The 24,202-nt window shown below is 52.3% G+C and carries 26 protein-coding genes; 5 read left to right on the forward strand and 21 right to left on the reverse strand.

The window, feature by feature from the left end:
- Positions 1-52 precede the first annotated feature (52 nt).
- The 6 genes from hpaI to hpaG are packed head-to-tail and all read right to left on the reverse strand — an operon-like array spanning position 53 to position 5,647.
- Positions 53-841 (reverse strand): 4-hydroxy-2-oxoheptanedioate aldolase, encoded by a 789-nt coding sequence (hpaI, locus tag GF617_RS18350; protein WP_203452218.1) that lies wholly within the window; start codon positions 839-841, stop codon positions 53-55.
- A gap of 10 nt (positions 842-851) precedes the next feature.
- Positions 852-1,655, reverse strand: coding sequence for a 2-oxo-hept-4-ene-1,7-dioate hydratase (hpaH, locus tag GF617_RS18355; protein ID WP_203452219.1), 804 nt, complete (start codon positions 1,653-1,655; stop codon positions 852-854).
- 8 nt (positions 1,656-1,663) lie between these two features.
- Positions 1,664-2,044 carry a 5-carboxymethyl-2-hydroxymuconate Delta-isomerase gene (locus tag GF617_RS18360; protein ID WP_181622121.1) on the reverse strand — a complete coding sequence of 127 codons (381 nt, stop codon included), beginning with the start codon at positions 2,042-2,044 and terminating at the stop codon, positions 1,664-1,666.
- A gap of 9 nt (positions 2,045-2,053) precedes the next feature.
- Positions 2,054-2,905: a 3,4-dihydroxyphenylacetate 2,3-dioxygenase gene (gene hpaD, locus GF617_RS18365; RefSeq protein WP_181622122.1), complete on the reverse strand. Its 852-nt coding sequence runs from the start codon at positions 2,903-2,905 to the stop codon at positions 2,054-2,056.
- 1 nt (position 2,906) lies between these two features.
- Positions 2,907-4,373 (reverse strand): 5-carboxymethyl-2-hydroxymuconate semialdehyde dehydrogenase, encoded by a 1,467-nt coding sequence (gene hpaE / locus GF617_RS18370; RefSeq protein WP_181622123.1) that lies wholly within the window; start codon positions 4,371-4,373, stop codon positions 2,907-2,909.
- Positions 4,370-5,647 (reverse strand): 4-hydroxyphenylacetate degradation bifunctional isomerase/decarboxylase, encoded by a 1,278-nt coding sequence (hpaG, locus tag GF617_RS18375; protein ID WP_203452220.1) that lies wholly within the window; start codon positions 5,645-5,647, stop codon positions 4,370-4,372. The genes hpaE and hpaG overlap by 4 nt, the downstream gene beginning before the upstream one ends.
- Positions 5,648-5,917: 270 nt before the next feature.
- On the opposite strand from hpaG, the gene hpaR reads away from it, so the two are divergent.
- The 3 genes from hpaR (at position 5,918) to tsr (ending at position 9,162) form a co-directional block, all read left to right on the forward strand.
- Positions 5,918-6,358: a homoprotocatechuate degradation operon regulator HpaR gene (gene hpaR, locus GF617_RS18380; protein WP_181622125.1), complete on the forward strand. Its 441-nt coding sequence runs from the start codon at positions 5,918-5,920 to the stop codon at positions 6,356-6,358.
- A gap of 11 nt (positions 6,359-6,369) precedes the next feature.
- Positions 6,370-7,380, forward strand: coding sequence for an Ldh family oxidoreductase (locus GF617_RS18385; protein ID WP_181622126.1), 1,011 nt, complete (start codon positions 6,370-6,372; stop codon positions 7,378-7,380).
- A 117-nt stretch (positions 7,381-7,497) separates the two neighbouring features.
- Positions 7,498-9,162 (forward strand): methyl-accepting chemotaxis protein, encoded by a 1,665-nt coding sequence (gene tsr / locus GF617_RS18390; RefSeq protein WP_181622127.1) that lies wholly within the window; start codon positions 7,498-7,500, stop codon positions 9,160-9,162.
- A 16-nt stretch (positions 9,163-9,178) separates the two neighbouring features.
- On the opposite strand, the gene GF617_RS18395 is transcribed toward tsr, so the two are convergent.
- The 3 genes from GF617_RS18395 to GF617_RS18405 all read right to left on the reverse strand — a co-directional run bounded on the left by GF617_RS18395 (position 9,179) and on the right by GF617_RS18405 (position 12,267).
- Complete coding sequence (locus GF617_RS18395) at positions 9,179-9,706, reverse strand: GNAT family N-acetyltransferase (protein ID WP_181622128.1); 528 nt, start codon at positions 9,704-9,706, stop codon at positions 9,179-9,181.
- A gap of 67 nt (positions 9,707-9,773) precedes the next feature.
- Positions 9,774-11,135 (reverse strand): MFS transporter, encoded by a 1,362-nt coding sequence (locus GF617_RS18400; RefSeq protein ID WP_203452221.1) that lies wholly within the window; start codon positions 11,133-11,135, stop codon positions 9,774-9,776.
- 217 nt (positions 11,136-11,352) lie between these two features.
- Complete coding sequence (locus tag GF617_RS18405; RefSeq protein ID WP_203452222.1) at positions 11,353-12,267, reverse strand: GntR family transcriptional regulator; 915 nt, start codon at positions 12,265-12,267, stop codon at positions 11,353-11,355.
- A 139-nt stretch (positions 12,268-12,406) separates the two neighbouring features.
- Between GF617_RS18405 and GF617_RS18410 the strand changes: the two genes are divergently transcribed.
- Complete coding sequence (locus tag GF617_RS18410) at positions 12,407-13,429, forward strand: zinc-binding alcohol dehydrogenase family protein (RefSeq protein WP_203452227.1); 1,023 nt, start codon at positions 12,407-12,409, stop codon at positions 13,427-13,429.
- Between the two features lie 41 nt (positions 13,430-13,470).
- Here the strand turns inward: GF617_RS18410 and GF617_RS18415 are convergent, their stop codons facing one another.
- The 12 genes from GF617_RS18415 to GF617_RS18470 all read right to left on the reverse strand — a co-directional run bounded on the left by GF617_RS18415 (position 13,471) and on the right by GF617_RS18470 (position 23,085).
- On the reverse strand, positions 13,471-13,944 hold the full coding sequence (locus GF617_RS18415; protein WP_181622131.1) for a FidL-like protein: 474 nt from the start codon (positions 13,942-13,944) through the stop codon (positions 13,471-13,473).
- Between the two features lie 2 nt (positions 13,945-13,946).
- Positions 13,947-14,687 (reverse strand): winged helix-turn-helix domain-containing protein, encoded by a 741-nt coding sequence (locus GF617_RS18420; RefSeq protein WP_203452223.1) that lies wholly within the window; start codon positions 14,685-14,687, stop codon positions 13,947-13,949.
- Positions 14,688-14,841: 154 nt separating this feature from the next.
- Positions 14,842-15,387 (reverse strand): helix-turn-helix transcriptional regulator, encoded by a 546-nt coding sequence (locus tag GF617_RS18425; RefSeq protein WP_181622133.1) that lies wholly within the window; start codon positions 15,385-15,387, stop codon positions 14,842-14,844.
- A gap of 204 nt (positions 15,388-15,591) precedes the next feature.
- A complete protein-coding gene (opgB, locus tag GF617_RS18430; RefSeq protein ID WP_181622134.1) occupies positions 15,592-17,883 on the reverse strand; it encodes a phosphatidylglycerol--membrane-oligosaccharide glycerophosphotransferase in 2,292 nt (763 codons plus the stop codon).
- A gap of 269 nt (positions 17,884-18,152) precedes the next feature.
- A complete protein-coding gene (locus GF617_RS18435) occupies positions 18,153-18,638 on the reverse strand; it encodes a DUF2501 domain-containing protein (protein WP_239006534.1) in 486 nt (161 codons plus the stop codon).
- Positions 18,639-18,723: 85 nt separating this feature from the next.
- The gene (gene dnaC / locus GF617_RS18440) at positions 18,724-19,461 is read right to left on the reverse strand and encodes a DNA replication protein DnaC (protein ID WP_181622135.1); all 738 of its coding nucleotides are present in this window, start codon (positions 19,459-19,461) and stop codon (positions 18,724-18,726) included.
- Positions 19,458-20,003, reverse strand: a complete 546-nt coding sequence (gene dnaT / locus GF617_RS18445) for a primosomal protein DnaT (protein ID WP_181622136.1) — start codon at positions 20,001-20,003, stop codon at positions 19,458-19,460. The genes dnaC and dnaT overlap by 4 nt, the downstream gene beginning before the upstream one ends.
- A 125-nt stretch (positions 20,004-20,128) precedes the next feature.
- Entirely contained in the window at positions 20,129-20,557 is a 429-nt protein-coding gene (locus GF617_RS18450) for an organic hydroperoxide resistance protein (protein ID WP_126545177.1), read from the reverse strand.
- 84 nt (positions 20,558-20,641) lie between these two features.
- Positions 20,642-21,094, reverse strand: a complete 453-nt coding sequence (locus GF617_RS18455) for a MarR family winged helix-turn-helix transcriptional regulator (RefSeq protein WP_203452224.1) — start codon at positions 21,092-21,094, stop codon at positions 20,642-20,644.
- Positions 21,095-21,135: 41 nt separating this feature from the next.
- Positions 21,136-21,777 (reverse strand): TetR family transcriptional regulator, encoded by a 642-nt coding sequence (locus GF617_RS18460; protein ID WP_203452225.1) that lies wholly within the window; start codon positions 21,775-21,777, stop codon positions 21,136-21,138.
- A gap of 67 nt (positions 21,778-21,844) precedes the next feature.
- Positions 21,845-22,318, reverse strand: a complete 474-nt coding sequence (locus GF617_RS18465) for a threonine/serine exporter (protein ID WP_181622139.1) — start codon at positions 22,316-22,318, stop codon at positions 21,845-21,847.
- Entirely contained in the window at positions 22,309-23,085 is a 777-nt protein-coding gene (locus tag GF617_RS18470) for a threonine/serine exporter ThrE family protein (protein WP_181623680.1), read from the reverse strand. Before GF617_RS18470 ends, GF617_RS18465 begins: the two co-directional genes overlap by 10 nt.
- A gap of 418 nt (positions 23,086-23,503) precedes the next feature.
- Here GF617_RS18470 and GF617_RS18475 point away from each other — a divergent pair, with 418 nt between their 5' ends.
- A complete protein-coding gene (locus tag GF617_RS18475; protein ID WP_203452226.1) occupies positions 23,504-24,157 on the forward strand; it encodes a LuxR C-terminal-related transcriptional regulator in 654 nt (217 codons plus the stop codon).
- Positions 24,158-24,202 lie beyond the last annotated feature (45 nt).

The raw sequence follows: 24,202 nt of genomic DNA on the forward strand, positions 1-24,202 counted from the left end.
CCTCTGATGGGAATTTTTGTAGGATGCAGCGGGTGTGTTGTGGGTAGCAGCGTTAATACACGCCTGAATCTGGCGCTTTTTGTCCTGCGCCAAAGCGTTCCGCCAGCGCTTCTGCTGCGCGTGCCAGCAGGGTGGTATCGACCCCAACGGCGACAAACAGCGCGCCGAGTTCAAGGTAACGTTTTGCCAGCACCTCGTTCGCCATCAGGATGCCGGGCGCTTTGCCCGCCGCGCGGATCTGCGCAATGGCCTGTTCGATGGCGGCCTGAACGTCGGGGTGCTGCGGATCTCCTGCAAAGCCCATATCGGCACTGAGATCCGCAGGGCCGATAAACACGCCGTCTACCCCATCGATATCCAGGATCTGCGGCAGATTTTTCAGCGCTTCACGGGTTTCGATTTGCACCAGAACACACATGGCATCGTTGGCCTGATGCAGATAATCCGGTATGCGGTTCCAGCGTGAGGCGCGTGCCAGTGCGCTGCCCACGCCGCGAATGCCTGCGGGAGGATAACGTGTCGCGCTAACCGCCAGACGCGCTTCGTCGGCGTTTTGTACCATCGGAATCAGTAGTGTTTGTGCGCCAACGTCCAGCAGTTGTTTGATCTGCACCGGGTCGTTCCATGACGGACGCACGACCGGCTGACTGGCATACGGCGCAATGGCCTGTAACTGGGTCAACACAGTTTGCACGTTATTAGGCGCGTGTTCCCCGTCGATCAGAAGCCAGTCAAAGCCTGCACCAGCCAGCAGTTCGGCGCTGTAACTGCTGGTCAGCCCCAGCCACAAACCGATTTGCGGGCGGCCGGCTTTCAGCGCCTCTTTGAAGCTATTTTGCATGTGGATCTCCTTACACAAAGCGGCAGCTAATCGAGCCCATGTTGCCGTAGTCGACATGGAAGGTATCGCCTTTGCTGGCGGCAACCGGTCGGGTAAATGATCCGCCAAGGATGATTTGGCCGGGTTCGAGTTGAACATCATACGGGGCCAGTTTGTTGGCCAGCCAGGCCACGCCATTGGCCGGATGATTCAATACGCCAGCCGCGACGCCAGTCTCCTCAATCACGCCATTGCGATAGAGCAGGGCGGAGATCCAGCGCAGATCCAGGGCGTCAGGTTTAATGGGACGACCGCCGAGGATCACCCCCGCGTTAGCCGCGTTGTCCGAAATGGTGTCGAACACTTTGCGTGGACGCTGGGTTTCAGGATCGATGTTGTGGCAACGGGCATCAATCAGCTCCAGTGCCGGGATCACATAATCCGTCGCGTTGTAGACATCAAACAGGGTGCAGTTCGGGCCGCGCAGCGGTTTCGCCAGCACAAACGCCAGTTCTACTTCGATGCGTGGGACGATAAAGCGCTCAGTCGGAATATCGCTGCCGTCGTGGAAAAACATGTCGTCGAGCAACGCTCCGTAATCGGGTTCACTGATCTGTGAACTGGCTTGCATCGCTTTCGACGTGAGGCCGATTTTGTGGCCTTTCAGCACGCGGCCTTCGGCGATTTTCAGGCTTACCCATTCGCGTTGTACGGCGTAAGCATCGTCGAGGGTGATCGTTGGGTAATCGAGTGAGATCTGGCGGATCTGTTCCCGGGACTGCTCAGCCTGATGCAGACGGTGGGCAATCAGGGTATGGGTATGTTTGTCGAGCATAGAAAACCTCAGCGAAATAACGCGTGCACATTGTTTTGTTTGTAATTGAGCGTCGGGTGCAGCTCATCAAGCTCGAACGACAGCGCCAGATAGCGGCTTGCCATCAGTTCGGCAAAATGCGTTTTGATAAGCCCGAACAGCATTTCACCAACGGCTTCCCGGCTCTCCAGACTGCGACCCGCACCGATTTTCAGCGTCATATGTACAAACGCGTAGTCGTGCTTGCCGTCAGCCATCTGCCAGGTATCCAGCCAGTGTGCGCGGCTGCGAATACCTCCCAGAGGGAAAACACCGGTGGCGGCCAGCGCCTCGTTCACTTTGGCGAAAAGACCCGGTAAATCGGCCTGCTCGCGGATGTTGTCCGTACATTCAGCGATAAAATGCGGCATGATGCGTCCTTAGGCAGGGAGCGGAAAAACAGCGTTAACCTGGCCTGTACCGGAGCTGGCGAACAGCTCCGTCAGGAACTCCACCTTGCCGTCGTACTTGTCCCAGCCAAGCATGCCGAGCAACATGACGGTGTCGTGCATATTGCCCTCGCCGTAGCAGTAGTCGGCGTATTCCGGCAGCATATTGCAGAACGCTTTAAACTGGCCTTCGCGCCACAGTTTCACCACGCGCTCGTCCATCTGACGATCAAACTCGCGGGTATAGCTGTTCATCCCTTCTTCCGCGCGCTGGTCGTCAATAAAGCGGTGTGACAGTGAACCACTGGCAAGTACGGCAACCGTACCGTCATATTTTTCAATCGCGCTGACGATGGCCTCACCCAGCTTGCGGCTGTCGGCAAAGTCGTGAACGGTGCAAAACGCGGAGATGGAGATCACCCTGAATGTCTTGTCACTGTTCATGTAGCGCATCGGCACGAGCGTGCCGTATTCCAGTTTCAGGCTTGGGATGTTGTGCGCTTTAGCTCGCACGCCAAGCTTCACTGCTTCGTCGGCGATGAGTTGGCCGAGTTCCGGATTGCCGTCGTAGTCGTAGGTCATATCGCGAATAAAGTGGGGCAGCTCGTTACTGGTGTAGAGGCCGGAGAAATGGTCCGCACAGTTGATGTGGTAGGCGCTGTTCACCAGCCAGTGGGTGTCGAACACGATGATTGTATCGACGCCGAGCTCCCGGCAGCGCTTGCTGATCTCTTTGTGCCCGTCGATAGCCGACTGACGACAGCCATGGTTTTTCCCCGGTAGCTCAGAGAGATACATTGACGGAACGTGGGTGATTTTTGCGGCTAAGGCTAATGTGCCCATTTCAGACTCCCCATTTTGGAATTGGATGGTCGCCCATGGAGATGCAGACGTTTTTCATCTCGGCGAAGACCTCAACGCTGTATTCCCCACCTTCACGGCCCGTACCAGAGGCTTTCACGCCACCAAACGGCTGACGAAGATCGCGGACGTTCTGGGTGTTTACGAACACCATGCCCGCTTCGATACCCCGCGCCAGACGCAAGACCTTGCTGATGTCCTGTGTCCAGATGTAAGACGCCAGACCGTATTCAATGTCGTTTGCCAGGCGCAGGCCTTCCGCCTCGTCTTTAAATGGCAGCAGACAGGCGACGGGGCCGAAGATCTCTTCCTGCGCCACGCGCATACGGTTATCGACATCGGCCAGTACGGTGGGGCGCAGGAAATTGCCGCTGCGAAGGTGTGCAGGCAGATCGGTCGGCTTATCCGGGCCGCCCGCCAGCAGGGTTGCTCCCTCTTCAATCCCCAGACGGATATAACCGGAGACTTTCTCCCAGTGCTGATGGCTAATCAGTGCGCCCACCTGAGTCGTCGGATCGGCTGGATCGCCCACGCGCAGACGGTTAGCACGCTCGGCGAAGCGTTTCACGAACTCCGGATAGATACTTTTCTGAATGAAAATGCGGGAACCGGCGGTGCATCGCTCGCCGTTGATGGAGAAGATGGTGAACAGGGCAGCGTCCAGCGCGCGTTCGATGTCCGCATCTTCAAAAATCAGCACCGGAGATTTCCCCCCAAGCTCCATTGAGTACTTTTTCAGGCCGGCGTTCTTCATGATGTTGCGACCAGTTGCCGTACCGCCGGTAAAGGAGACCGCCCGGACATCGTGATGGCGTACCAGCGCGTCACCTGCGGTTGCACCGTAACCCTGCACGACGTTCAGTACACCCGCCGGGATCCCTGCTTCCAGCGCCAGCTCGCCCAGACGGTCGGCCGTCAGCGGCGACAGTTCAGACATTTTCAGTACTGCAGTATTTCCGAGCGCCAGACACGGCGCGACTTTCCAGGTCGCAGTCATGAACGGAACGTTCCACGGAGACACTAACGCACAAACGCCGACGGGCTGCACCAGCGTGTAGTTCAGCATTTTGTCGTCAACCGGGTAGGTCTTGCCGTTCATCTGCTGGCATACCTCGGCGAAGAATTCGAAGTTGTGTGAGGCACGCGGGATCAGAACGTTTTTGGTCTGGTGGATCGGCAGACCGGTGTCGGCGGTTTCCATTGCCGCGATGTCTGGCACGTTTTCGTCGATCAACTCGCCCAGGCGACGCATCAGGCGAGCGCGCTCTTTCATTGGCAGGTTGGCCCATTTCGGGAAGGCCTCTTTTGCCGCGGCAACGGCCTGGTTCACATCGCTTTCACTGCCGGAGGCCACTTCCGCTAATACGTCGCCAGTTGCGGGATTCGTGGTCGGGAAGTAGTCGCTTCCCGCGATGTTTTTACCGTTGATCCAATGGTTTATCTTTTTCATTTCACGCTTTCCTCACTGACAATTCGATTGACCAGACGTCCCACACCTTCCACTTCCACGATCACTTCATCGCCAGGCTTGACGTCAGAAAGGCCTTTTGGCGTGCCGGTGGCAATCATGTCGCCTGGTTGCAGGGTCATAAATTCGCTCAGGTAAGCAATCAGGAACGGGATGCTGAAGATCAAATCTGCGGTGGTTCCTTCCTGGCGCAGTTCACCGTTAACCCAGGTGCGCAGGGCTAAATTGTGTGGATCGGGGATGGTCTCTTTCGCCACAACGTTTGGGCTGATGGGGGTTAACCCGTCACGGCTTTTTACCCGCAGGTTTGGGCGGTAGTAGTTTTCCAGATAGTCGCGGATGGCGTAGTCGTTACACACCGTGTAACCCGCGACATAATCCATTGCTTCAGCTTCACTGACCTTGCGCGCCGTTTTGCCGATGACCACCACCAGTTCCGCCTCGTAGTGCATGTATTCCACATTGTGCGGGCGTACTGACGCCTGGTTGTCGCCGTTAAAGGTGTTCGGCGCTTTGATAAATACCAGCGGTTCGGTAGGCGGCTTAAAGTCCAGCTCGCTGGCGTGATCGGCGTAGTTCAGTCCGAGGGCAAACAGCGTGGCGTGGGGATGTGGGCCTTGCGCAGTAGAGACCTCACGCTCGTCAACCACCGGGTTTTCAAGCGTTGGGAAGCCTTTTGCCAGAATACGCACGCGATCGCCGTGGCGAAGCGCTACGCGGGTATGCGGTGTACCAATCAGGATCGCATCGCCGGGGTTTAGCGTGGCGAACTCACTCAGCGCGCTTAACAGCTCTGCGGCACTGCGCTGTAAATCACGGGTGTTCCAGTGATCCGCTTCGCGGCCGTTGATTTCGGTGATGATGGTCAGGGCATCGATGTTATCGACGGTGGAGAGTGCTCCCAGTGGGCAAAATCCGTCGCGGCATTTGGCTTTAATCGCCGGGCGATAAAAGCTCTCTTCCGGCAGGCTCACTTCGTTGGCGAGCGCATATCCGGCAATGTATTCCGCCGCCTCATCCACGCGGACTTTGCTGGCTGTTTTACCCACGACCAGCGCAACCGTTGCGCCGCTTAGCACCGTTTCCCCTTGGGGGAGCGGGATCGGTTCACCTGCGCAGATCACGGTATTGTGCGGTTTGATAAACCATACCGCTGTTTTCGGTGGTGTGTTGTAGGGGGCTTTTTTAAACGCCTCACTCCAGGCTTCACGCTGGCTTTGATGGTTTAGCGCGACGGCAAAAACAGTACCTTTCATTCACATACTCCTCAGGCCGGAAGTCCGGGCTGTGATTTCATTAATATGTTAATGATCTGGTTTTATGCTTTTGCTGTTTATTTGGCAATCAGAAGTGAAAAATTTGTGATATGCATAACAATAAATTTACATTTTGTTCTTAATTATCAAATAAATCATGTTGTTAATGAAATTCATTGGTTTCTGTTAGACTTTTTTTCTGAAAATGTGTTGTTTATAAAAACATCTTTTATGAATTGTTTACTTGTTAATGACTATTGGGGAGAGGTTATGCATGACTCATTAACCATCGCGCTGTTGCAGGCCAGGGAGGCGGCAATGTCTTACTTCCGGCCGATTGTGAAGCGGCATAACCTGACGGAACAGCAGTGGCGCATTGTGCGTGTGCTGGCGGAAAGCCCATCGATGGATTTTCACGATCTGGCATTTCGCACCTGTATTTTGCGCCCAAGCCTGACGGGCATTCTGACGCGCATGGAGCGTGACGGGCTGGTGTTACGCTTAAAACCAGTGAATGACCAGCGCAAGCTGTATGTGTCGCTGACCCAGGAGGGCAATGCGCTGTATCAGCATGCGCAGGCGCAGGTGGAAGAGGCTTATCAGCAGATTGAGGCGGAATATACGCCGGAGAAAATGAAACAGTTAACGGCGCTGCTGGAAGAGTTTATTGCGCTGGGAAACCGCCATATTGCTGAGCGGGGAGGTCAATAATGGAGAGTGCAATGGAAACAGTAACGCTGTCACTGGAAGAGGCCTACGCACTGGCGCATAAGGTGTTGTGCGAGAATGGCTTTAATGAAAAACATGCCGCTGTGATTGCACAAAACGTTACCCATGGGGAGCGTGATGGCTGCGCTTCTCATGGGCTGTGGCGGCTGCTGGGGATTGTCGAGACGTTACGCAAAGGTAAGGTTTCACCCGATGCTGAGCCGGTTATCACCGATACTGCTCCTGCCATCGTTAAGGCTGACGCGGGTGGCGCATTTTCGCTGCTGGCGTTTGAAAGAGCCTTACCGCGATTGATTGAAAAGGCGCGCGGTTGCGGGATTGCCGCACTGGCGATTAACCGCTGCGTACACTTTTCTGCGCTGTTTGCCGACGTTGAGCCATTAACGGAGGCCGGGCTCGTGGCGCTGGCCACCACTCCCAGCCACGCCTGGGTTGCCCCTGCAGGCGGAACACAACCCCTGTTTGGCACAAACCCGATTGCGTTTGGCTGGCCGCGTGGGGATGCGCCGCCGTTTATTTTCGATATGGCCACCAGTGCTGCGGCGCGCGGTGAAATTCAGCTCCATCAGCGTGCAGGAAAAGCTGTGCCAGAAGGCTGGGGGATTGACGGTGACGGACAGCCCACAACGGATGCGCAGGCGATCCTTGATGGGGCGATGTTGACGTTTGGTGGGCACAAAGGGTCAGCGCTGGCGGCAATGGTTGAATTGCTGGCCGGACCGCTGATCGGTGACATGACCAGTGCAGAATCACTGGCCTGGGATGACGGCGCCGGGGGGCTGCCATATGGCGGAGAACTGATATTAGCCTTAGATCCATCCCGTTTCTTAGGGAATGACGCGGCGGTTCATCTGGCGCGTGCTGAGACACTTTTTTCGGGTATGCAGCAACAAGGTGCGCGGTTGCCTGGCGAGCGCCGTTATCTTTCTCGTCAGCGCAGCAGTCGCGACGGTGTAGAGATAACCCATTCACTTTTCAGGGATATATCTTCTTTGGCGAATTAATCATCTGTACCGTCAACATAACAAGAGGGATTTTGTCCCTCTTGCCAGTACGTTTTTCGTAAAGTTTTCCTTTTCCAGGCCGAAAATTCTGTTATCTGTCTGATGGAAAGAGAAAACATGTTAAATCGAATCAAGATTGTCACCAGCTTATTGCTGGTTTTAGCTATTTTTGGTCTGTTACAACTCACCTCTGGTGGTCTTTTCTTCAATGCCCTGAAGCATGACAAAGAGAATTTCACCGTCCTGCAAACCATTCGTCAGCAGCAATCTACGCTCAACGGTAGCTGGGTGGCGTTGCTGCAAACCCGTAACACCCTGAACCGTGCGGGTATCCGCTACATGATGGATCAGAGCAATATTGGCAGCGGCGCAACCGTATCTGATTTGATGCAAATTGCCTCTGCTTCTCTGAAACAGGCGGAAAAAAACTGGGCTGACTACGAAGCTCTGCCGCGCGATCCGCGTCAAAGCGACGCCGCTGCGCTGGAAATTAAACGTAACTACGATATCTATCACGGCGCACTGGCGGAACTGATCCAACTGCTGGGTGCAGGAAAGATTAATGCGTTCTTCGACCAGCCGACGCAGAGCTATCAGGATGGTTTTGAGAAGCAATATGTGAACTATTTGCAGCAGAACGACCAGCTGTACCAGACGGCAGTGAGTGACAGCAATAGCTCATATGGCCAGGCTATCTGGGTGCTGATAAGCGTGCTCATTGCGGTGCTAGTAGTGATTGTCGTTGTCTGGCTGGGCATCAAGCAGACACTGATTTCCCCACTCAATCGACTGATCGACAGTATTCGCCATATCGCCAGCGGCGACCTGGTGAAGCGTATCGATGTGGAAGGTTCTAACGAGATGGGCGAACTGGCCGATTCTCTGCGTCATATGCAGGGTGAGCTGGTGCGTACCGTGGGTGACGTGCGTAACGGAGCGAACGCCATTTACAGCGGCGCGAGCGAAATCTCCATGGGTAACAATGATCTCTCCTCCCGTACTGAGCAGCAGGCTGCCTCGCTTGAAGAGACCGCGGCTAGCATGGAAGAACTGACGGCTACGGTTAAGCAGAACGCCGAAAACGCCCGTCAGGCGAGCAACCTGGCGTTGAGCGCATCTGAAACCGCACAGAAAGGGGGGAAAGTGGTGGATAACGTGGTGCAAACCATGCGTGACATCGCGGGCAGTTCGCAGAAAATTGCCGACATTATCAGCGTGATCGATGGTATTGCCTTCCAGACCAACATCCTCGCACTGAACGCTGCCGTCGAAGCCGCACGTGCGGGTGAGCAGGGCCGCGGGTTTGCGGTGGTGGCCGGTGAAGTGCGTAACCTGGCACAGCGTAGCGCCCAGGCGGCACGCGAAATCAAGAGCCTGATTGAAGACTCTGTCGGTCGGGTTGAGATTGGCTCAACGCTGGTCGAAAGTGCCGGTGAAACCATGGGTGAAATCGTGAATGCGGTAACCCGTGTGACTGATATTATGGGCGAAATTGCGTCTGCTTCCGACGAACAGAGCCGTGGTATCGACCAGGTTGGTCTGGCAGTCGCTGAGATGGATCGTGTGACTCAGCAAAACGCCTCGCTGGTGGAAGAATCCGCTGCCGCTGCGGCTGCCCTGGAAGAGCAGGCGAGCCGTCTGACTCAGGCTGTTGCGGTGTTCCGTATTCAGCAGGAACAGGCCCGTGCGCGCGAATTTACCTCAGTGAAAACGGCTTCAGCGCCGGTTATGGCGCGTAAATCGGCCTCTACCGATGCCGGTGATAACTGGGAAACTTTCTGATGTAAAAACGCCCTGTTCAGGCAGGGCGTGACGTTAACATCAGGCGCATGGCACAGCGTGATCCATACGTGAGACCGTGCGCTGTTTCTTCCTCTCTTTTCTGGCGTAACTCTGCCGGTAGTTCTTCATCTGACACCATCGCAAACCCCAGACGCATATAAAATGGCGCATTCCACGGCACATCCCGGAAAGTGGTCAGCGTGAGGGATGCGCGTTTCTGCATGCGCGCCTTTTCAGCAACACAGGCCAGTAGCTGGCGACCAATGCCTTTTCCTTGCCATTCCAGATGAACCGATAACTCCACAATAAACAGCGACAAAGCATGAGCGTCGGCCAGAACAAAGCCTACGGGTTGCCCATCGGCAAGCGCCACCCAGCTCATTTCCTGTTCGGCGAAGAGTTGATGCTGCTCAACAGAAATGCCGGGGCTGTCAGCAAGCCAGGCGAGTGCGGGGAGATCGCGAAAACGTTGGCCCGCAGAGTGTTCAATGGCGGGCAGGGAGGTGATGTCAGCCTGCGTGGCAGGACGGTAGGTGATTTTCATGGCCTGAAGTATAGCGCGGTGTGTAGCAGCCCCGACAATATAACGTTTGCCGGGGCGGTCGTGAGGCTTAGTCTTTTCGTGGGTCGCTGATCGGTTGACGCACAAGGAAGATATAGGCCAGCGCGCCGATTGCGGTGACGCAGCCGCAGATAATCAGCGCCAGGCGGAAAGAGTGTGTGGTATCCACAATGAACCCGGTGATGATCGGGGCGAACGAGGCGCAGATAAAGCTCGCAAAGTTCTGGATACTACCGACAGAGGCTGTCATGCGCGATGCCACGGCAACGTGGATCAGCCCCCAACAGGATGTTCCGGCAAAATGGATACAGAACAGCGCCATACCGATCAGCAGGACTGCACTCATCGAGGTGGTGGCATTTGGGACGATGAAAGTGAACGCCGCCGAGCAGAACATGCCGGCAATAATACAGATTTTACGGCTTTTGATGGGGGCCATTCCTCCTTTGACCAGCCAGTCAGTGACATAGCCGTTGACTAACATACCGGCTGCGCCAAACAGGAAGGGGATCGCCGCCATCAGGCCAGTGCTTTTTAAATCCAGGTTATAGGAGGTTTGCAGATAACCCGGTAGCCAGGCCAGATAGAGCCATGCTGTGTAGTTAATTCCGCTGAAACCCAGCATCATTCCCCACATGGTGCGGTTGCGGAACAGGCTACGCCATTCGGCAAAGCTCAGTGGATCGCGACGCACATTGATACTGCCTGCATTGAGGTAGGCCTGTTCGACGGGTGTCAGTTCAAGCTGTTCGCGGTTGCGGTAAAGCATGTACCAGCCAATGGCGAGAAAAACACCCAAAATCCCGATGGTAATGAACATGCCACGCCAGCCCATCACCAGCATCATGGCGGCCAGAATCGGCGGACTGATTGCGACCCCAATGGTGGATGCGGCGTTGAAGAAGCCCATCGGGCGACCGCGCTCTTTAATGTTGAACCAGTCGTTGATCACCTTCACACCGCACGGGTTCATTGGCGCTTCACCAATCCCCATGCCGATACGCACCAGAACGAATTGCGTGAAGCTGTGCACCATGCCGGAAAGCGCCTGGAAGAGTGACCAGAAGAGCATGCCCAGCCCGAGCATAATACGTGGACCTTTACGATCTAACAGCGGTCCGCAGGGAAGTTGTGCAATACCGTAAGCCAGAGAGAACACGGACAGCAGTGCGCCAATTTGCGTTGCGCTGAGTCCCAGTTCTTCACGAATGGTTAAATTCGCAACGGACAAAGAACTGCGATCAAGATAATTGATTACCGCAGCAAAGAATAAAAGAATCATGGCTGTTGTCTGAATTCGTTTTATTCTGCTACTGCGTTGAATCATTCCCTCAGGCGGCACTGAAATATCCGCAGGTGAGGGGGCGTCGAATGAAGAACGCGGATCCAGGGTAATATTGTTTTTTTCCACGCCGGACTCCTGAATGTTATAGTTTTATTGTCTGGGCAAGCTGTTGTTGCACAGAGTGGATTTTTAAAATCAGCAGTGAAATAAATTAATCACCACCGCTCACAAATCTATTTAATGCAGTCGACTGTTTGTGAGCATAGGTAAGGGATATTTTTCCGGCGTTTTAATTTTGATGAAACCGTGCACTTGATAGAAATTTGCTGTTTTTAATCCGTTCTTAATGAGAACCCTCACTACTCTGATTGATCGACCGAATCATCGATTGTTTGGCTGAATTCAAATGGTTACAGAGTGCCAGAGTGGCATCCAGGTCGCTGCGGCAAATCAGCGCGCTGAGAATAGTCATGTGCTCGTCAATGGCGATGATGTTGCGCTGCTTGAGATCGCTCTCATCCCATTGGTAGTGAAAGTGGAATATCACAGAAATGATTTCAAGTGACTGATTAAAAAAGATGTTTCCTGCTGCGGAAAGCAATAGCGCATGGAAATCACGGTCGAGCTGGGAAAACATACGAAAGCTGCTGCCGATGCTGTCGCGCAGCATTCGATGACGTTCAAGAAGCGTTTTTGCCTGAAGCCAGCGAGGGTCATCATCGGGTAAGTTGAGGAAGTGCTGTAGAGCGTGCGTCTCCAGCATTTCCCGTAGCTCAAACAGTTGCTCTGCATAAGCCTGATCAAACTGCTTCATGCTCCATTGACCGCGTTTTTCACTTTGGATGAGGTTGTAACGCCCGAATTTTAAAAGATATTCGCGTACAACAACCGGGCTGACACCCGCTGACCGTGCCAGCTGCAGTTCAGAGAATGTCTCCCCAGGTCGAAGCTGACGCTGGTTAATCATGGTGAAAAAAGCCTGTTCAAAAAGGCGGTTTTGTTCGGACATGGAGGCGCTGGTACAGGCAAATCCGTCATCATTATCGGGTCTGCGAACGATGACATAATCGCTGCCGACCTGCGTCAGTACGCCGCATTCGCTCAGGTGGCCCAGGATATGGCGCACCGTTGTACGGCTGATGTTGTACATTTCCGCCAGGGCGCTTTGCGACGGTAAGGGGGACGGAATATGACCGCGTGCCATATCGTCGATGACCTGGTTAATCACATTGTGGCGTAAGTTTTGCGAACGACTCATGGTTCCCTCCGTTTTTGTTCATTAAAACCCGATTTAAAACATTTTTGTGAGTAGCTATTCACAAATTATGTCTCTGGTTTCTCTGCCCGTTTATTTTTCATCGATATCTGAGGCAACAAAAAAACGGGAGGGCTGAATGATGTCAACAATTAATACGCTGATTTGCGAGGAACCTAAAAAACTGATCTGGAAAATGCGTGAAATACCGGTTCCAGGCGATCGTGACGTGTTGATAAAAATAAAAGCGGTAGGGATTTGTGGGACGGATATTCATGCCTGGGGCGGCAATCAACCTTTTTTCAGTTATCCACGAGTATTAGGGCATGAAATATGTGGGGAGATTATTGCGCTGGGTAAAAATATACCCAATATGAAAACAGGTCAGCAGGTTGCCGTTATTCCTTACGTTGCCTGTCAGCAGTGTCCGGCGTGCAAAAGTGGGCGCACCAACTGTTGTGAGAAGATCTCGGTGATTGGTGTCCATCAGGACGGCGGATTCAGTGAATATTTGTCGGTCCCTGTTGATAATGTGTTACTTGCTGAAGGCATTGATCCCCATGCCGCGGCGTTGATTGAGCCGTATGCCATTAGCGCACATGCGGTGCGCCGGGCCGCAATCATTCCTGGCGAGCAGGTTCTGGTGGTGGGGGCGGGGCCGATTGGCCTTGGCGCGGCGGCGATTGCAAAAGCGGATGGGGCGCAGGTGGTGGTGGCTGATACCAGTCCGGCGCGTCGGGAGCATGTCACTGCCCAGTTGGGCGTGCCCGTAGTGGATCCTTCTGCTGACGATTTCGACACCCAGGTGCGCGCGCAGTTTGGTGGTTCACTGGCGCAAAAAGTCATTGATGCTACGGGTAACCCACGTGCGATGAACAACACTGTAAATCTGATTCGTCACGGTGGCAGCATTGTTTTCGTGGGGTTGTTTAAGGGCGATTTGCAGTTCTCTGACCCGGAATTTCACAAGAAAGAGACCACCATGATGGGCAGCCGCAATGCGACACCTGAGGATTTCGCCAAAGTCGGTCGCCTGATGGCCGAGGGGAAATTGACCGCCGATATGATGCTTACACATCGCTACCCTTTCACTACGCTGGCGGAGTGTTACGAGAAAGATGTGATTAACAATCGCGAACTGATTAAAGGTGTGATTACGTTCTAGTTGCCATGCAGCGCCCGGAGTGATGTTGGGCGCTGTTTTTTTTATTCTGCACAGACCAGCAAAGGTGAAAAGGCGTTACTGATGACCGTAGCCTCATCGGGTGTGCGTTCAACCGTCACTAACCGTTTTTGACCGAGGGTTAAGCCTTCAATGTATTTTTCAAATATGCCGTCAGGAAGCTGGTCGTGCCCAAAACGTTCGATCTTCAGGATCGTGATTTCGTAGAGTGAGTCATGCATGTGTTGCCATGAAAACATCTCCTGGCGTGACACTTGCCATCGCTGTTGCTTACGGGTGACGTCCCCGTTGAGGGTGAGATATCCGGTTCCGTCGTCATGAAAGCGAAGAAAAATGCCTCCCTCGACGTTGAATGTTGGAGCTGTACGTTGATCCGTAAAGGTGAGATTGCCCTGACAGGAGAGGGAGAGTGGCGGCGTGCGGAAATACCAGAACAGTGCCAGGACGATCAGAACCCCATTGAAGGCGATAACCCGCCTGACTTTTTTGCGTGTCATTTTTACCACTTGTAGTAGTAGAGCGTGCGGCAGGCGCGGGCTTTACTCTTTGTCAGAGAGCATTGTGAAAGAACCAGTCGTCCTTCGTGGTCATAGAAGAGCGTATTTTGAATGTGCAGGTAAAAAACGGAGTTGTTCAGGCAGGGCCGGTTGCCTTCGTGCTGTATCGCCTGAGTCAGTGAAATCGCCTTGCCGCGAAACACATCCGCCAGGGGGGTAAAGGTGTACACCGGGCACTTCCCGATACGGGTAAGCAGATACAGCGGTGTACGATCCTGTTGTTGCTTTATCACCACTGACCAGAAGCATAGCGTCATCACAAGCAGCGTCATCGCGATGCACAATAGCCTTGCTGGATACCCGTGACGCGGTTTTTCGGCGGATATAACCTCTTTTCTCTCTGCCCGAAGAGGCTGCACCGGGATATCTGCACTCAGCATGAACCCCGTTTTGGGAATGGTGATAATAAATCGGGTGTCCGGAAACTGGCTGACCAGCATTTTCCGTAAGATACTGATGTACTGGTTTAACGAATTATTTGAACCTTGCAGGCCGCGTTCGTCCCAGACCTCGCTCAGAAATACTTCTCGTTCAACAACGTTCCCGTGATGAATCACCAGCAATTGCATGATGGCATTTGCTGTGCCAGTGAGTATCTGAAGCTCTTCATCCGGCGCATCGACACGTGAAAGAGAACCGTCTTCGTCGTTATAGACGAGGACATCAGCGAGCAGGTATTTCATAGACAGTTGTAAAACAGGCAGAGAGAACGAAATACAAACGGTGAGTGTTGAACACACAGTTCATCAGGTAAGGCTGCCATTCTATCTAAAATGTTACCGATAACATTGATCCAAACTGGTTTTTGTTCAGATCAATAAGTAAACGGTAAACGGGTCAAAGCATGAGCGACTGCCGCTCAAGCAGGCATATTTTGCGGTGAAATTGTGCCAGGTTTTGGCAGTGGAACTTACTCATCGCATTTCGCTTGTGGGTGTAGATGGTTTTGGGAGATTTTTTTAACAGTTGTGCGATACGCGCCAGACTTAATCCTTTGCCAATCAGCATGCAGACCCGTAACTCTGAACGGGTGAGCGTGGCATCCGGCTCGGCGACATCCGTGAAGTCGGCTGTTTTTAAGCGGTTGCTGAGCTGGGCGATGGACAAATCGGCAGCAAGGACATTGACCCGCTCACTGGGCAAATATACCTGGATATCGTTGATCCGAAACGCCTCGGTAAAGACCAGCCAGCCAAGATCCGTGGCACTTGTCATCACCTGTTCGCGGATGCGCAAAATGTTCTCAGGCCTAACCTCATTGATCCAGAAAATGTCCGGACGTGGGTTCATCATCGCTGAAACAATGGCTTTGAGGCCGAGCCACAGGAAGTAGTTGTCACTCAGGATAATGATCTGATAATCAGCATATGTGGTGCGGGGCATAATCGTTTGTTTATTCCACAGATAACCCTGGCCAGCTGTCGCCGTCAGTATTTAAGAGGTGCTCAGTGTAAGAGGGGGTCTCTTTTTGTGGGTATTTATAAATGAATTTGTGTTAAACAAAGAATATTATTTCTGTTTATAAGTGCTTTATAGATTTTTGATTTGAGACTGTGCGCCCGACAGAATGCCGGGCGCGGAAGAACATTAACCTTCACTGTTCACTATTTTAATTTCGACCATCCCAATGCCCAATTTACGAGGGGAGTGACCGAGGATATTCCCTTCGTTGGTGGATTGCGGGTCTGGCGGGACAATGACCACGGTATTGCTGCGGGAAGGGTTGTCAAAATGCAGCGTGGTGGTTGTGACATCATTTCCCAGGACCAGCTCCTGCTCGTTATTCCCGACGCGAACAGGAATAGGATGGTTCGCGTTTGGACCAAAGGCTTTAGCGGTAATGACCAGATCAAATTTCTCTGGTAGAGGATGAGCGTATTCAATTTTCACTTCATCACCCAGTTGCGCGTTGGACCAGCGTCCCCAGGATTCCGGGCGGGAAATGCCGCTGAACTGTTTAACCTCTTCCGGCGCGCCCGCCACGTTAAAGATGAAGCTGTCGGCTTTGTAACGAATATCGTTATCGACGATTTTCAGCATGTCGACGTTGCGCTGATAGCGGGCAGTATCGATCACGGTATCTTTAAACGCGGTTTTGCTTTTCCAGAGTTCTTTATCGACACGCTGGACGGTTTGTTCCCCGCCAAGTTGTCCCTGAGATACACACCAGTCGGTAGACAGAGAGAGTGGCTGAGACCAGAGCTGGCCCATTTTGTAGCACTTGTCGATCCAGACAAAGTTATCCCGCGGGGCGAAATCAGCCAGCTGGAAACGTAATGGCGCAGAGTATTCACTCTCTGGGAGCGGCTCGACACGGTTATCCGATACCCGCAGCAGCAGTGGCAGGCGGAAGTGGCTGCCCGAGAATGCAATCATGCTTTTCTTCTGGTCGATCGTGAAGTCTTTCATCTCTTTCGGGAAGTTCCACAGGCGGATGATATCTGGCTTCCACGCGAGGATTTTCTCCCTCATATTGAGGAAAACTTCCGACAGAGATTGTCCTGACAGCGTACTGCGGCCCAGGCCAATAAAGTTATCGCCTCCCAGAATATCCAGCACGGTTGCGCCGTTATCCATCGAGTTACGCTTGGTGGCAATAACATCCTGCTGGGGGTGATCGCCACGCAGAACAAAGAACAGGTTGCTGCGATCCTGCTTGTTCAGCGCGTCCCACGCGCTGTTTTTCATCGCCAGGTGGTCGGAAGAGACCACAATCACCGTGTCTTTGAAGTATGGCGAGGCTTTAATTTTCTCGATTAACGCCGCGATATGCTCCTGACTGCAAGTGACCGCACTGAATGATTTATTGTTTTTGCCATTGATATCGTAGCGTTTGCGTTTACAGGTACGTGACACAAACCCGTCAGGGTGATGGGTATCAACGGTCAGGGCAAAGAGGGAGAAACGCTTACCGGAACGGGACAGCGCTTCAAACTTTTTCCAGGTTTCGTCCAGGACGGTGTCGTCGTAGAAGCCCCAGTCGTTACGATAGTTAGGGTCTTCCACCGTGGTTTTTAACTCTTCCGAACCGAAGAGGTGGTCAAAACCGTGCGATCGGAGGAACACATCTTTACCGGCAAAACGCAGGTTGGCCCCTTGTACAAAGTAGTTTTCGTAACCGGAGTTTTTCAGGATATCGCCGAGGCAGATATTCTGAGGGAAGAAGCTCGACATTGACGCAGAGGCATTACCTTCAAACGGCGCAAATAATGGGATGCCGCACTGCGAGGCCACCATACCGGCGATGGTGTAATCCGTACCGGGGAGTTGCATGGTGTGGCTGAAGTCGAGTCCTTCATTTTTCAATGCGCCCAGTTCTGGCGTCAGATTCGGGAAGGCATCGTCATCAAAGTAGGTTCGTTCCAGACTCTCACCGTAGATGTAGACCAGATTAAGTTTTGGATGGGCAATCTGTTTCGACGGTTCTTTGTAGTAGGCGATGAAATCCGGATCGCCGTCGCGTGACTGCGATTTGACCAGCTCGGTGATCTGGTGAAACGCCGGGCTGGCATCAACGGAGGCCAGAGCCAGAAAAAGTGCCAGCAGGCTGTAGCCAACATGATGTGGATGATGGCGACGGCGGCGCAGCACCCAGGCCAGCGTGCTAAAAATAGCCACTAACGCCAGTACGATCCCTGCACCAGGAAGGATGTACTTGCCCACACCCGCGCCGGTCAGACTGTTGGTCAGGGTATAGAGAACGGCATCATTAATACCGTCACCGGTAAAGTAATCGCTGGCATATAAGGTAATGTTTAAGACAACAAAAATACCGAGCACCACTAATGTGGCGACAAACCACCAGGTGTTACGGCCCGCTTTCCAGGCATAAATGCCAATGGAAGCAAGGAAAAGGGTTAGGGACATCAACTCTGACAACAGCCTATCCTCATGACGCCAGTTTCTTAGCTGGCTAACCGATCGTTTTTTGGTAATACAATGTAATTGCGATGACGCATAGCTGCAATTTTAGTGTCACTAAAATGTGCTGTTGTTAGGATTTGGTTTAGATATTTATTTTTTTGAAGGCGGTCGCACCCCGGTAGAGGGACGCTGAGGGACTGGCAGGGGGTAAAAACGCTCAACTGACGCCGCGTTGCAAGACTAACGCAATAAACGCGGCGTGTTGTGACAGAAAATGGGGCGGATCAGGAGATGAAGTTCATACCCTGTTTTAACACCAGATCGCAGGCTTTGGTTTTCACTTTTTTCGCCAGGGCTGAGTCCCCGATGGTGCTCAGGTTAAGCTGCTGACCATCTTTGGCATTAAGCAGACCCTGGATCCCATCCATATAGTTGGTGTCCTGTTTCTGCTCTTGCGTATCCAGACCCAGTTTGCCCAGAACCTGGTTTTTGATGTTTTGCGTGTCGGTCACTGAGGCCAGCTTTTGCTTCGCGCAATACTCTAAAATACCTGCCGCGTTATTCATCGTACCCGCGCTCAGGCTTTGCGTATTACCGCCCAACAGGCTGGTAAGCGAAGAGGCTGAAAGCCCGCCGCTCTGAGAACTGCTGCTCTCTTTGGTCAGCTCGTTCGCTGCGCTGGCCAGTGAATCTTGCCATGAAGCTGCCTGTGCGACGCCGGTAACCAGCAGTGCGCCTAATGCTGTGCTGAGAAGAAAATGCTTTTTCATAATAGCCTACTCGAACAAAGACCCTTATCGGGCTGGAAGTGGCTCAGTATATACCTCCGGGCCACCCGCACTTCCTGGAAATATCCTAATACTCTTTGCCGGTTACGCGGCTACGGTAGCTTTCCCAGTCAAAAATTATATAGAGACTATTGCCGAGCTTCATGCGATCCATGACGCGCTCACCCAGCAAGCGTGTCATCTCATCGATATTGTGGTTGGTCAGCATCCCGGTCGGGCGCTTTGACGACGATCGACGGTCAACAATTTGGTTAATAATCACCTTTTCATAACGTGATTCGGTCTGAACGCCAATCTCGTCAATGACCAGTAAATCCACATTGCTGAGATCGTTGAGCAGTTGCTCTTCGCTGGTCTCACGGTTGCTGAATGTGTCTTTCATGGCTGACATGATGTCGGCAACGGTAATAATCAGAACCGATTTTCCGCGCAACAGCAGCTCATTGCAGATGGCGGCCGCGAGATGGTTTTTCCCGGTTCCAGGTTTACCGCTAAAAATAAAGCTGGCAATGTTGCCGTCAAACTCGTCCACATACTGACGGGCCAGATTGAGGGCGTTCATTTGCCCCTGAGACTCGACTTTGTAATTATCAAAGGAGCAATTCTGGTGCAGGGGACGGATGCCTGAGCGGTTGAAGGTGCGCTGCATTTTCATGGCGCGATTTTCGCGGGCAAGGGCGGCTGCGCGGATCTCGCCCTGTTCTTTTTGCCAGGCCAGTAACTCTTCACCGGTGGTGAAAGCGGGTTTTACGTTGGCTGGCATCATTTTTTGCAGCCGTTTCATCAGGTCGCCGACGTTTTTCATTTCGCACCTCGGAATCCATGGGGGATCTGTTTATCCGGTTCTGAAAAAGCGTTGATATCGCGTTTAGCCTGGCCACCGCTATTGGCGCGGTTGATCTGGATACTGCGCGCGAGTTTCTGCTGCCATTGAATATGATGGAATACTTTGCCTTCAGCCTGCCAGTACGCCGTAAATGCAGCCAGCTCTTCTGGCGTCACCGGCTGTGAGAGTGCGATGCCCCATAATGCGGCCTGCCGCTGAAAATCAGCATCGGGCTGCCATCCTGCGTACATGGCAAATTTTCCCATAGGAATGGCAACGGGAGCACTGCCTGGCTCTTCAAAGAATTGTGTATCCAGAGTCACATCACTCACCGGACGTGACAAACGCGACTCTATGTCTAAAAGCTGGGCCAGACGTTCCGGCGTTACCGCGTAAAACGCAGGGGCGTTGTCCGCAAATACCGCGACTGTGCCGCCTTCGGCGTTGGTCAGGACGCCACGGGGATCGCGCATAAAGGCATCAATGCCAGCGATGCTGGTGGTCAGAATTCTGGAAGACATACACTATCTCAACTGGGTTACTACGGGCGTGATATGGGCTTATGGTAGCACAGAGATAAAGGGGGGAGCAGGGGGGATATTCGGGACGAATACCCTCCCCCAACGGAAGAGGGTATGTGGCAGGATTACGCGATGATGTTCAGTGTAACGTCGATATTGCCGCGAGTTGCGTTGGAGTACGGACAAACAATGTGGGCCGCATCAACCAGTTTTTTGGCTTCAGCAGGGTCCATACCTTCAACGTGGATGTTCAGTTTTGCTTCAATGCCAAAACCGGTTGGCAGTGGACCAATGCCAACTTCACCTTCGATGAACGCATCTTTCGGCAGGGCGAATTTGTCACGTGCCGCGACGAATTTCATTGCGCCCAGGAAGCAAGCAGAATAACCCGCCGCAAACAGCTGCTCAGGGTTAGTGACTTCACCACCCATGCCGCCCATCTCTTTTGGGACACCCAGTTTCACATCCAGTACGCCATCGGAAGAGGTTGCACGGCCATCACGGCCTCCGGTTGCTTTGGCTTTGGCAGTGTAGACAACTTTTTCTAAAGACATGGCAGGTTCCTCATCTTACGTTTATGTGTGCTATTAAATAGCGTGCGATATATGTGTGTAAATAAATACGCGTAAAGTATAGCCTTACGCGTGCTGTAGTTGATGCCGCAAAAGCTCAAGTTGCTGTTTGAGTGCCAGCATGGTCGTGGTATCACATTGTGCTGCACAGCCCACGGCGTGCGGGATATCTTTCGCTTGCTGTTGTAGCGCACGTCCTGCATCACTCAGTGTCACTGCGACCTGACGTTCGTCCTTACGAGAGCGCTGGCGGCTGATCAACCCTGCGCTTTCCAGACGTTTGAGCAGCGGCGTTAATGTTGCTGAATCAAGAAACAGACGTTCACCGATATCCGACACCGTAATATCATCCTGCTCCCAAAGTACCAGCATCACCAGATATTGTGGGTAAGTCAGGTTAAGCGGAGCCAGCAGTTGCCGGTACAGCTTGTTAAGCGCCAGGTTTGCCGAGTAAAGGGCAAAACAGAGCTGGTTATCCAGCAGAAGCGCGGCGGTGGTGTCTTTCGTCTGTGTGTTCATGAGATAAATATAGATAGCGCGCGATATAATTGCAAGCGATTTTATGGGCAGGTATAACGCAGGGCAACCTGAACGGCCATTTTGCGATAGTGCTGACGCTGGGCATGTTCGTCTGCACCCTCTTCAAACAACAAGGTAAAGGTATAGCTGTTGGCTACGTAGTGGAAACTGAAGCTACTGATGAGACGGTGAAGATCGCGGGCGTCTACCGTTTGGTTGAACAGCTGCTTTTCTTTTCCCCGGCGCAGGATTTCCTCCAGCAGTTCAAGGGCGCTGCGGTTAACCTGACGTAGGTAGCTGGACTGCTGCATAAAGCGACCACGCTGCATGTTTTCCATGCAGATAATGCGAATATAGTCCGGGTGATCGGCATGGTAATCAAAGGTCGTTTCCACCAGATGTACCAGCGCTTCAACGGGAGGCATTCCGGAAAGGCTAAGACGTTTTTCACTGGCACGGATCTGGGTGTAAACATACTCAAGCGCCAGCAGATAAAGGTTTTCTTTCGTCTTGAAATGATAAACGACCATCCGCTTGGTGGTCTCTGCTTTTTCAGCAATCTGCTCCATACGTGCACCATTCAGCCCATATTCAGCAAAGAGCGTAATGGCGCTCTGAAAAATTTTATCCTTCAGGCTGGAAGCTTCATTGTGCTCAGGGGATTCACTGCCAGGGTTAGCCACATCCTTTCCTTATCGTCACCAAACGGAATGCAGGGATTATCACCATGGCAGCGTGAGAACACAAATTTCAAACGCGCGGGCGTTTGCGGTAGAGCCATAAACCGGGAATAGACAGACCAATGGAGAGCGCGCCGACGATTGAGGAGGCTTTAAGGAAATTGCTGAGCAGCAAGATCATTTGTGGCTCGCTGTAACCGAAGTGACTGATTTTGACCGCCGAAATCATAGCCGTATAAGCAGAAATACCGGGGAACATCGGGATCACAGCAGCAACGGTAAAGACTTTTGGGTGCGCCAGATACCAGCGTGACCACTGAATACCAATACTGCCGACCAGCATGGAAGCCATAAACGTAGACCATTCGATGTTAAAACCTGCGGTCATCATAACCATTCGTGAACCATGGCCTATCGCCCCCAAAAGCGCACACCAGGGCAGCGCACGTTGTGGCACGTTGAACACCATCGCAAAACCCACGGCAGGTATAGCAGCCAGAGCCATGTCCTGTGCCAGTGCCAACAAAAAATCGATCATGCCCATCCGCGTAGCCCCCACAACGTCATTGCCATTACGACACCAATGCAGGTCGCGAGCGTCAGCAGGCTGGCAATTGCCCAGCGAGCCAGGCCGGTATTGATGTGTCCTTTGAACATATCAGCAACGGCATTAATCAACGGAAAACCCGGAACCAATAACAGCACGCTGGCTGCCATAGCAACTGTGGGTGTCGCAGCGAAAAGAGGCAGGCGCAGCAGCAAACCTGATACTGTCGTAGCGACAAAGGCGGTGATGCAGAAGTTAATTTGTGGGTGCATTTGTCGGTGTGTCAGCAACTGGCGGACATACATGGCAATCGCACTGGCAAAAAAGGTGATGACTGCCCCATCCCAGCCGCCATTATTGAGCTTACAAAAACAGGCACAGGAGAGGCCAACCATTAATACAACCAGCCAGCGAGGGTAACGTAATGGTTTGATTTGATTGAATCGTTTTTCAATCTCTTTGAGATCCAGAAGCTTGTGCTCAGCCAAAATGACAATATGCTGCACCTCTGTCACAACATGCATATTAATGCCGCGATCGTGATTTTTGCGGGTAGAGGTCAGACACTGCCCGTCTTTTATCGTTGTGAGCACAATGGCGTTTGATGAGATGGAACTTTCAACGCTATCCATCCCCATCGCCAATCCTAGCCGTGTGGATAGCTCCTCGACCAGTGCGCTTTCCGCGCCGTGTTGTAATAGAAAAAGCCCGCACTGAATACAAAGCCGTGTTGTGGCTCGTTGCGTTGACTGATCTGCCTGCATGTAGTGCCCTGAAAAAGAAGAAGGATAGCTTGCCTGATGGCCCTGAATGTTTACTTTTAGCACAAAGTGCAGACCCCCGTGCTCTGGGTCAGATCAATATTTATGCAAACAGTTACACGAATGATGAGAGCAAACAGCGTGTTTTATTATTTTTGGTGTGAATATTCTTAATGAGTAATATAGATTTTTTGTATTTAGTTTTTCTAATTTTATATTTTCATTTTTTTAATGTTGTTTTAATTAAATCTGATTGTCATTTGTGAGATATTAATTCCGTTTTGGGCAATTCTTAATTCATCAAGTGTTATCTCAATGTCTGTTTTTGTTAATCAGTTTGAGATTCAGGGACGAAAAACGTTTTACCTTGATGTATTTTCACTTTATTAAAAAGTAAATGATGAATGGACTCGGAGGAACTATGTTGCCATTGAAGGGTAGGCACGCCGTTGTAATCAGTAAAATACCCGTTATGCAAACTGGGCTTGGCGGTGTAATGGCGTGCAATTTTCCAGATTATGAACTGACCTATTGCCGCTCACAGCAAGAGCTGACTTTACTGCAGTTACGTCGGGCAGGCGTTATTATTGCTGATATTTCAGGTGATTATATCAACCCGCGCGGAGCCCTCGAGCAATACTATGGGTTATTGAATCAATACAGGGAAATTCACTGGATATTCTTAGTCTCTCGCCCCCTCTATTCGATAGCCGTTGAGTTGCTTATGCGTCCTGAGAGCACCCTGCTTTCCGATATGGAACCCATTGAAGGGGTAGTCAGCGCGATACGCGCCGGGAGTAAACGTTCTGAGCGCATTAGCCAGACGCTATTAATCCCCGATTGCCCCGACGTCGATGAGGAGAGTGAGACACTTATTACGCTCACACATTCTGAACGCAAGGTGCTGCGTTTGCTGGGTAAGGGGTGGGGAATAAATCAAATAGCAACGTTGCTTAAGAAGAGTAATAAGACAATTAGCGCTCAGAAAAACAGCGCAATGCGTCGATTGTCACTGCGCAGTAATGCGGATATGTATGCGTGGATTAGGGAAGGTGCGAACAAGTTCCTGATATGAGATCATCATATTCATCCGGAGCGCATCCCAGAGGGACATCATGAG

Origin of the sequence: Lelliottia sp. RWM.1, from assembly GCF_016859735.1 — a bacterium.
In the GTDB taxonomy this organism is placed as follows: Bacteria; Pseudomonadota; Gammaproteobacteria; order Enterobacterales; family Enterobacteriaceae; genus Enterobacter.

What these genes read in the sequence shown, in the direction of transcription:
- dnaC (WP_181622135.1), bottom strand. Translation starts at nt 19,461, where the DNA reads ATGAAAAACGTCGGCGACCTGATGAAACGGCTGCAAAAAATGATGCCA.
- GF617_RS18420 (WP_203452223.1), bottom strand. Translation starts at nt 14,687, where the DNA reads ATGAAATACCTGCTCGCTGATGTCCTCGTCTATAACGACGAAGACGGT.
- tsr (WP_181622127.1), top strand. Translation starts at nt 7,498, where the DNA reads ATGTTAAATCGAATCAAGATTGTCACCAGCTTATTGCTGGTTTTAGCT.
- GF617_RS18415 (WP_181622131.1), bottom strand. Translation starts at nt 13,944, where the DNA reads ATGACACGCAAAAAAGTCAGGCGGGTTATCGCCTTCAATGGGGTTCTG.
- GF617_RS18475 (WP_203452226.1), top strand. Translation starts at nt 23,504, where the DNA reads ATGTTGCCATTGAAGGGTAGGCACGCCGTTGTAATCAGTAAAATACCC.
- hpaG (WP_203452220.1), bottom strand. Translation starts at nt 5,647, where the DNA reads ATGAAAGGTACTGTTTTTGCCGTCGCGCTAAACCATCAAAGCCAGCGT.
- hpaI (WP_203452218.1), bottom strand. Translation starts at nt 841, where the DNA reads ATGCAAAATAGCTTCAAAGAGGCGCTGAAAGCCGGCCGCCCGCAAATC.
- GF617_RS18385 (WP_181622126.1), top strand. Translation starts at nt 6,370, where the DNA reads ATGGAAACAGTAACGCTGTCACTGGAAGAGGCCTACGCACTGGCGCAT.
- GF617_RS18470 (WP_181623680.1), bottom strand. Translation starts at nt 23,085, where the DNA reads ATGCAGGCAGATCAGTCAACGCAACGAGCCACAACACGGCTTTGTATT.
- hpaH (WP_203452219.1), bottom strand. Translation starts at nt 1,655, where the DNA reads ATGCTCGACAAACATACCCATACCCTGATTGCCCACCGTCTGCATCAG.
- GF617_RS18465 (WP_181622139.1), bottom strand. Translation starts at nt 22,318, where the DNA reads ATGGGCATGATCGATTTTTTGTTGGCACTGGCACAGGACATGGCTCTG.
- GF617_RS18435 (WP_239006534.1), bottom strand. Translation starts at nt 18,638, where the DNA reads ATGAAAAAGCATTTTCTTCTCAGCACAGCATTAGGCGCACTGCTGGTT.
- GF617_RS18455 (WP_203452224.1), bottom strand. Translation starts at nt 21,094, where the DNA reads ATGAACACACAGACGAAAGACACCACCGCCGCGCTTCTGCTGGATAAC.
- hpaE (WP_181622123.1), bottom strand. Translation starts at nt 4,373, where the DNA reads ATGAAAAAGATAAACCATTGGATCAACGGTAAAAACATCGCGGGAAGC.
- GF617_RS18395 (WP_181622128.1), bottom strand. Translation starts at nt 9,706, where the DNA reads ATGAAAATCACCTACCGTCCTGCCACGCAGGCTGACATCACCTCCCTG.
- hpaD (WP_181622122.1), bottom strand. Translation starts at nt 2,905, where the DNA reads ATGGGCACATTAGCCTTAGCCGCAAAAATCACCCACGTTCCGTCAATG.
- GF617_RS18425 (WP_181622133.1), bottom strand. Translation starts at nt 15,387, where the DNA reads ATGCCCCGCACCACATATGCTGATTATCAGATCATTATCCTGAGTGAC.
- GF617_RS18410 (WP_203452227.1), top strand. Translation starts at nt 12,407, where the DNA reads ATGTCAACAATTAATACGCTGATTTGCGAGGAACCTAAAAAACTGATC.
- dnaT (WP_181622136.1), bottom strand. Translation starts at nt 20,003, where the DNA reads ATGTCTTCCAGAATTCTGACCACCAGCATCGCTGGCATTGATGCCTTT.
- GF617_RS18360 (WP_181622121.1), bottom strand. Translation starts at nt 2,044, where the DNA reads ATGCCGCATTTTATCGCTGAATGTACGGACAACATCCGCGAGCAGGCC.
- GF617_RS18405 (WP_203452222.1), bottom strand. Translation starts at nt 12,267, where the DNA reads ATGAGTCGTTCGCAAAACTTACGCCACAATGTGATTAACCAGGTCATC.
- hpaR (WP_181622125.1), top strand. Translation starts at nt 5,918, where the DNA reads ATGCATGACTCATTAACCATCGCGCTGTTGCAGGCCAGGGAGGCGGCA.
- GF617_RS18450 (WP_126545177.1), bottom strand. Translation starts at nt 20,557, where the DNA reads ATGTCTTTAGAAAAAGTTGTCTACACTGCCAAAGCCAAAGCAACCGGA.